Raw genomic sequence first — 6,200 nt, 5'->3', positions numbered from 1 at the left:
CAAGCGGCCAAACATGATCTCGATACGATTGNGGCGTTTGTATCGGCGTTTGTCATATTTGACGGCCTTGCCGCGTGACTTTCGTCCGGGGATGCAAGGCGTTACTCCCANATCTACAAGGGCTTCACGGAACCAATCCGCATCATAGCCACGATCCCCAAGCAGCCAGTCGGCTGCTGGCAGGCTACTGACAAGAGCTCTCGCCCCAGTGTAGTCGCTTACTTGACCGGCGGTCATGAAGAACCGAATGGGCCGCCCAACCGTGTCAGCCACTGCATGCAACTTTGTGTTCATGCCGCCTTTGGTACGCCCGATCAGGCGTCCGCGCCCCCCTTTTTGACCGACAAGCTGGAAGCTGTCCGGTGGGCCTTGAGGTAAGTCGCATCGATTGAAATCGTTTTATGGTCAGGGGCTTCAGCGGCAAGGCCCTCCATAATTCGGGCAAACACACCCATATCGCTCCACCGCTTCCAACGATTACAAAGCGTCTTAGGTGAACCATACTCCTTTGGTGCGTCGAACCAACGTAAGCCGTTGCGATTAATAAAGATAATACCACTCAATACCCGCCTATCATCGACGCGTGGCACACCGTGGCTCTTCGGAAAACAGGGCCGAAGCCGTGCCATTTGATCTTCGTTCAGCCAGTAAAGATTGCTCATATAACCCCCGCAGTTTGAGAGCTTGAATCACGCCGAACCGACAACCTCAATCAGATTAATAGGTCCTGAGCCTAAGCAAGATTGAATTGGGAAATGGCAAATCCAGCGTTGTCACTATCCTGTTCGCCGACATTCGCTCGTTTACATCTTTGTCAGAATCCCTCACTTCGCAAGAGTTGTTGGAGTTTCTGAATTCATATTTTGAAATGATGAACGCTCCAATCCACATGAACGGCGGGTTCATCGACAAGTTCATAGGGGATGCCATTATGGCGCTATTTGTGGATGACGATGATCCAGCAACTGCTGCCCAAAATGCTGTACGGACTGCGCTGGACATGCTGTCCGCGTTAGAAGTGTTTAACCGAAAAAGGGTGCAAGAACAGCATGATTCAGTTTCAATTGGCATCGGCATTCACACTGGCGAAGCTGTGCTAGGAACTGTGGGATCAGCTGATCGCATGGATTCCACTGTTTTGGGTGATGCAGTGAACCTTGCGTCGCGCATTGAAGCCCTGACAAAAAAGTATGGGGTTCAGGTTCTCGTTTCTTCCTCAACGCAGAAATGCATTGAGAATGTGGAAGCAATCCGATGCTGTGAGATTGGCGAAGTTAAAGTACGTGGCAGAGAAGAGACCGATACAGTATTTGAAATATTGTCCTGAGTGCTGCGATCGACAGTGTGGCGGCGACCGCGGGCCAAACAATAGTTGGCGTGCTATTGATATGGCTGAATTGGCCCATTTGAAAGTCAATCTGTACTGCCGCCAATAGCGACAATTTGCAAGGGCTGCATTCTTGGAAATACACTGAAGTGCCGTGGTCAGTTTCTCAACTTGACGGGCGAATTGCTGCGAAAATCGGCGTAACGGCATCTGGCTGCTATGTCCGAAACCAGCCGTCCGACGCGGACACAGCGCATGACGGTCTCGGTTAAAGCCAATTTGGCGGCATTCAATGACCGCTTTCGGGAAATCACGCTATAGAGCAGCGACTAGTTTCACAACTCGTTGGACGAGCCGCCGCGAAGTTTGCTGCACCCGCATCAGACAGCTCTGTCCCGCAAAGCGGACGTCGGTTGTGATTTAGTGAATGACAGCATCGAGCCCAAAGTAACCTTTGATGCAATTTGCGCTAATGTCAGCTAAGCACTGATAGGCGACTTCAATTGCAGCTCAAGCTGAGTTGGTGCGCAAGATCATTGTGCGCCCACCAAGCCCAACCGGATCAGATCATAGTTCCACAACGACTTTTCCGACCGCACCTCCATGCGTCAGATGCGTATAGGCGGCATCGACATTGTCCCACCCAAACTTCTGTTCGTCGACAATTGGCTTGAGCCTGCCAGAATCCACCAGATCCGCCAACGACCGCAAGATGTCTCCATGGGTTTGCCGCCCAACATCGTGCATCATCGGAATCAGCATGAAAACGACGTGCAGAGACAGACCTTTGAAATGTGCAGGCGTCAAATCAATCTCGACCATCGCGACCGTTGAGGCGACATGGCCACTGAGCCTGGCGGCTTCGAACGAGTTCGTCATGTTCGGCCCGCCAACGCTATCAAACACCACATCGAAGCCCACGCCGTCGGCGTGCTCTGCCACATAGTCCTCGACCTTTTGCGTTGTGAAATCCACAGGACGCGCGCCCAACTCTTCGATCAGGGCCATCTGATCTGGGCCGCGACCAGTTGCGGACACTTTGGCACCAAGGTGGCGGGCGATTTGGATGGCAATATGACCAACGCCACCGGCACCGCCCTGTACCAGCACGTTCTGCCCTTCGCCAACACCAGCACGGGTCAGCCCTTCGTAGGCGGTGATTCCGACGAGAGGCAGCGCGGCGGCTTCCCGCATACTTAGCGTCTTGGGTTTGCGCGCTATCAGACGAGCATCTGCGTTAATGTACTCCGCCAGTGAGCCCGGGAGGTCCATCAAACCACCCGCACAGCCGTAAACCTCATCACCTATGGCAAAACCTGTCACTCCGTCGCCAATAGCGACGACCGTGCCAGCAAAATCCATACCCAGCACGGCGGGCAATCGGGGGGACAGAGGTAGGTCCCCGCCCATGCTTCGGATCATTGTGTCGACGTTGTTGACGCTGGTTGCGGCCACTTTGACGACCACATGTCCAGAAGTTGCGACCGGGTCGGGCATTTCAGCAAGCTCGAACGGGGCATTGGGTCCGAAGGAGTTTAGAACCATTGCTTTCATTGAGATGTTCCTTCTGTGACGGAGTGTCAGGCCGACGTTGCAACGACGCACGCCCGACGAGTTTATTGTGTTGGGGTGTGATCAGTTGATGTCTTGCACCTGCATCACCAGATCGCCCCAATTGCGCTGGTTTTCGATGTCGTGTTCCAGACCTTGTTCATCCGCGATGGTGAACCGTTTGACCGCCGGAGTTTTGCTGGTGGCCTGATAGAGCCAATAGGCTTCGGCCTTCAGCGCCTCATCAATCGGTTTGTCGATGGATTCATAAACCATCTGTTTACAGGCATTGATCGACTCTGCTGGGAATTGTGCGATCCGTTCGGCAAGTGCGGTCACATACGGGCCGATTTCATCCGGCTCCAGAGCCTTGTTGATGGTACCTAAACGCTCTGCATCATCCGCGTCATAGTCTTGCGCGCTCAGGATGATCTCAAGCGCTTTTCCAAGGCCGGTTTGACGCGCCATGCGCGAGGCGCCGCCGCCGCAGGGCAGGATACCCATGCCAACTTCCATCTGCATGAACTTGTACTTGCCCCGCGCTGCAAAGCGCATGTCGAGGGCCAACGCCAATTCGTGCCCACCACCACGTGCAAACCCTTCCAGCTTTGCGATGGTTGCCTGCTGCACCTTACTGATCCGCTCGCAGACGGATTGAAGATCCAAAAGCTGCGCATCCTCGCGGGATACTGCCTCAGTCGACATGTCCTTGAGCAGGTCGGTGTCGTAGTGGCAGACCCAGATTTCCGGATTGGCAGATTGAAAGATTACGACCTTGGTATCGCGATCACGCTCCAGCCGCATGGCCAGACTGTTGAGATCTGCCAGCATTTTCTGGCCCTGCACATTCACGGAGCCAAAGTTGAATGTCACTGTAGCGATTCCGTTCTCAACGGCTACGTCAAAGGTTTGAAAGTTCTCGTATTTCATCAGGCAGTCCTTTCTTGGACCTCGACGCGGCATGCGCGAGGGTCAGGGGAGAGTTAATGGTGGAAGTACGAGGCGCTTTAGCGCCGCGTTGGTCAGGCAGTCTGGCTGATCAAGTCTCTTATTGTGTTCATGACGTCGGCAACGTGACCTTTGTCCATTGCCGCAGCATGCGGATTTGCGAAGGCCCCACTATCATTGTCGAAATATGCACCCGACGCACCAGCGAACCGCTCACCCAACGCCGCATCAACAAGAATATCAGCACCTATGCTCATGTCGTTCCCGGCAACGCCGAAGCCCTCTTTCACCATTTTTGAGGCCAATAGTGATCCGGGATTTACAGCGATCATAACCGGTGCCTCGGTTTGCGATCTCGCCCATTCACGGGTCCAGATGGTGATGGCCAGTTTGCTTTGAGCATAGGCTTCCATATCCGCCAGCGGAACATTACCCTGCATGGCCCGGATGTTCACCGGGGCCTGCGCCGCCGATGACAAGTTCACGACACGCCCGTCAGCAGGAATGATAGGCAGCAGCAACTCGGTCAGCAAATACGGAGCGAGCGTGTTGACGACAAAGCGGATGTCCAGTCCGTTCTCAAGCACAGTTTGCGGGGCTTTCAGCACACCTGCGTTGTTGATCAAAACATCTAGTTTGTCATGCTTGGCCCGCACGCTTTCGGCCAATTCTCGCACCGCGGCGAGATCGCTCAGATCTGCGGTATAGGTTTCGACATCCCCACCAACCACGGCAGCTGCGCTCTCCAATTTGGGTACACTGCGACCATGCAAAAGCACTTTGTGCCCATCGGCGGCCAGCTTCTTTGCTGTGCGCAAGCCAATGCCGTCGGTCGAGCCTGTAATCAGAATAGTCTTGGTCATCGGTCTAATCCTTTAAGAAAAGTCAGGCAGTACCATGTCCGCCAAATGTTCGAGGGTTGCGCCAATAGGTGCTTGATTGAACCTTAGGTTCAGGGCGACGTGATTGACCCCGAGCGTTTCAACCTCGCGCAGATAGCTGCGAAGGAAATCGGTGCCAGACTGAAACCCAAGATGGATCGGACGCGGAGGCGCAGCGGGGTCGGCAACGACATCGACATAGAGCGATTGCATAACAGGCTTATCCGGTTCGCCCGCTGCTTTCACGCGTCGCCGGTAGTCTGCGATGACTTGGCCCTGAGCCACCGCGTTGCGAGGATAGGTCATCCAACCGTCCCCGTTCTGCGCTACCCAATCGGGTGATTGCTGGCTACCACCGGTGATGAGCATCGGCAGTCGTGTGCCATGCGGCTTTGGCAATAGGTCAATACCGCCAGACAGCGTGCCCTGAGCGCTATCATACTTGGGATAGGCCGTTCCAACCGCGCGAATGTAGTCAATGCTGTCGCGGAAACGTGCCCCTCGGTCGTCAAAGCTGTGGTTCATCGCCGGGTACTCCTCGGAGCGGTCACCTGAAGCAACGCCCAACAGTAACCGACCACTCGAGAGCATATCTGCGGTCGCCGCTGCCTTGGCCACATGCGCGGGGTGACGCAATGGCAGGATGACACTCGACGTTCCAAGCGCAATCCGGTCTGTCACTGTTGCCAGAGCACCCAGATAGACAAATGGATCGAACACCTGCCCGGGATCACCAAAGCTTGGTACATTGAAGAGCACGTCGCGCAGCCAAAGTGCCGCAAACCCAAGCTCCTCGACTTTCTGAGCTGCTTTCAGGTGTCCCCGTAGCGTCGGCTCTGCGTCGACGGCATAGGCTTCGAGAGGCAACACAAGGCCAACGCTAAGTCGTCCGGGACGGAACACCCGGTTATAGGCCACATTGATTTGGTCAAACTCAACCGGCTGCGTTTCATCCAACATGTCTGACCCTCTTTCAATAGCGCACCAAAGTGCGGCTTTCGATGTTTTTGCGAATGGTAATGATGTTTGGATCCTCGACCATATCGAGGGCGCTATGAGCAATCGAAGCCAAGCCTTGATTGTCATAGATGTTGAAGACCGCTACCTCATTCGGCGTCATCTTGGATTGATAGATCCACTCATGTTTGGGGTTTCCAGCCAGCCCCATGAATTGCCCCACTCGGTCGGGATAGATTAGATCCAACAAAATCCAGCCAGACGGATCAACCGATGACGGGCGAACAAAGCCCAGAGGTGCCGAATTGATCGGATGATCCACAGGGCGCCACACATTCACAAAAGCGTAGTGACCTAGCGCCCACTCCGCTGCGGCCTCGGCTCCCAGCAAGTCGACAAGCCGTTTTTCAGCTCCGCTCTTGCTGTAGTCGCTATGAACATTGCGCGCCGGTTTACGCGTTGCCTCGGGGTCATCCGCCCGAACAGTGTGATCAAAAACCACGACCTCTCTCGCACCTAGCTTGTCCTGCAGCATT

General features: G+C 54.7%; 6 protein-coding genes and 1 pseudogene. 1 reads left to right on the top strand and 6 read right to left on the bottom strand.

The window, feature by feature from the left end; all coding sequences use genetic code 11:
• A pseudogene (locus RUA4292_RS23850) lies at positions 1 to 662 on the bottom strand (IS5 family transposase); the annotation flags it as partial.
• 86 nt (positions 663 to 748) lie between these two features.
• Between RUA4292_RS23850 and RUA4292_RS03600 the strand changes: the two are divergent.
• The gene (locus tag RUA4292_RS03600) at positions 749 to 1,327 is read left to right on the top strand and encodes an adenylate/guanylate cyclase domain-containing protein (RefSeq protein ID WP_058276354.1); all 579 of its coding nucleotides are present in this window, start codon (positions 749 to 751) and stop codon (positions 1,325 to 1,327) included.
• Positions 1,328 to 1,894: 567 nt separating this feature from the next.
• Here RUA4292_RS03600 and RUA4292_RS03595 read toward each other — a convergent pair.
• The 5 genes from RUA4292_RS03595 to RUA4292_RS03575 form a co-directional block, all read right to left on the bottom strand.
• Positions 1,895 to 2,881: a zinc-dependent alcohol dehydrogenase family protein gene (locus RUA4292_RS03595; protein WP_058276353.1), complete on the bottom strand. Its 987-nt coding sequence runs from the start codon at positions 2,879 to 2,881 to the stop codon at positions 1,895 to 1,897.
• Between the two features lie 81 nt (positions 2,882 to 2,962).
• A complete protein-coding gene (locus tag RUA4292_RS03590) occupies positions 2,963 to 3,808 on the bottom strand; it encodes an enoyl-CoA hydratase/isomerase family protein (protein ID WP_058276352.1) in 846 nt (281 codons plus the stop codon).
• 92 nt (positions 3,809 to 3,900) lie between these two features.
• Positions 3,901 to 4,689, bottom strand: a complete 789-nt coding sequence (locus tag RUA4292_RS03585; RefSeq protein WP_058276351.1) for an SDR family NAD(P)-dependent oxidoreductase — start codon at positions 4,687 to 4,689, stop codon at positions 3,901 to 3,903.
• 12 nt (positions 4,690 to 4,701) lie between these two features.
• Entirely contained in the window at positions 4,702 to 5,667 is a 966-nt protein-coding gene (locus RUA4292_RS03580; RefSeq protein ID WP_058276350.1) for a TIGR03571 family LLM class oxidoreductase, read from the bottom strand.
• A gap of 13 nt (positions 5,668 to 5,680) precedes the next feature.
• Positions 5,681 to 6,199, bottom strand: a complete 519-nt coding sequence (locus tag RUA4292_RS03575) for a CmcJ/NvfI family oxidoreductase (protein ID WP_233493332.1) — start codon at positions 6,197 to 6,199, stop codon at positions 5,681 to 5,683.
• Position 6,200 lies beyond the last annotated feature (1 nt).

It is taken from the genome of Ruegeria atlantica (assembly GCF_001458195.1).
Lineage (GTDB): Bacteria > Pseudomonadota > Alphaproteobacteria > Rhodobacterales > Rhodobacteraceae > Ruegeria > Ruegeria atlantica.
Note: the sequence above shows the minus strand (reverse complement) of the source record. Positions and strands in the feature narration are given on the sequence as shown.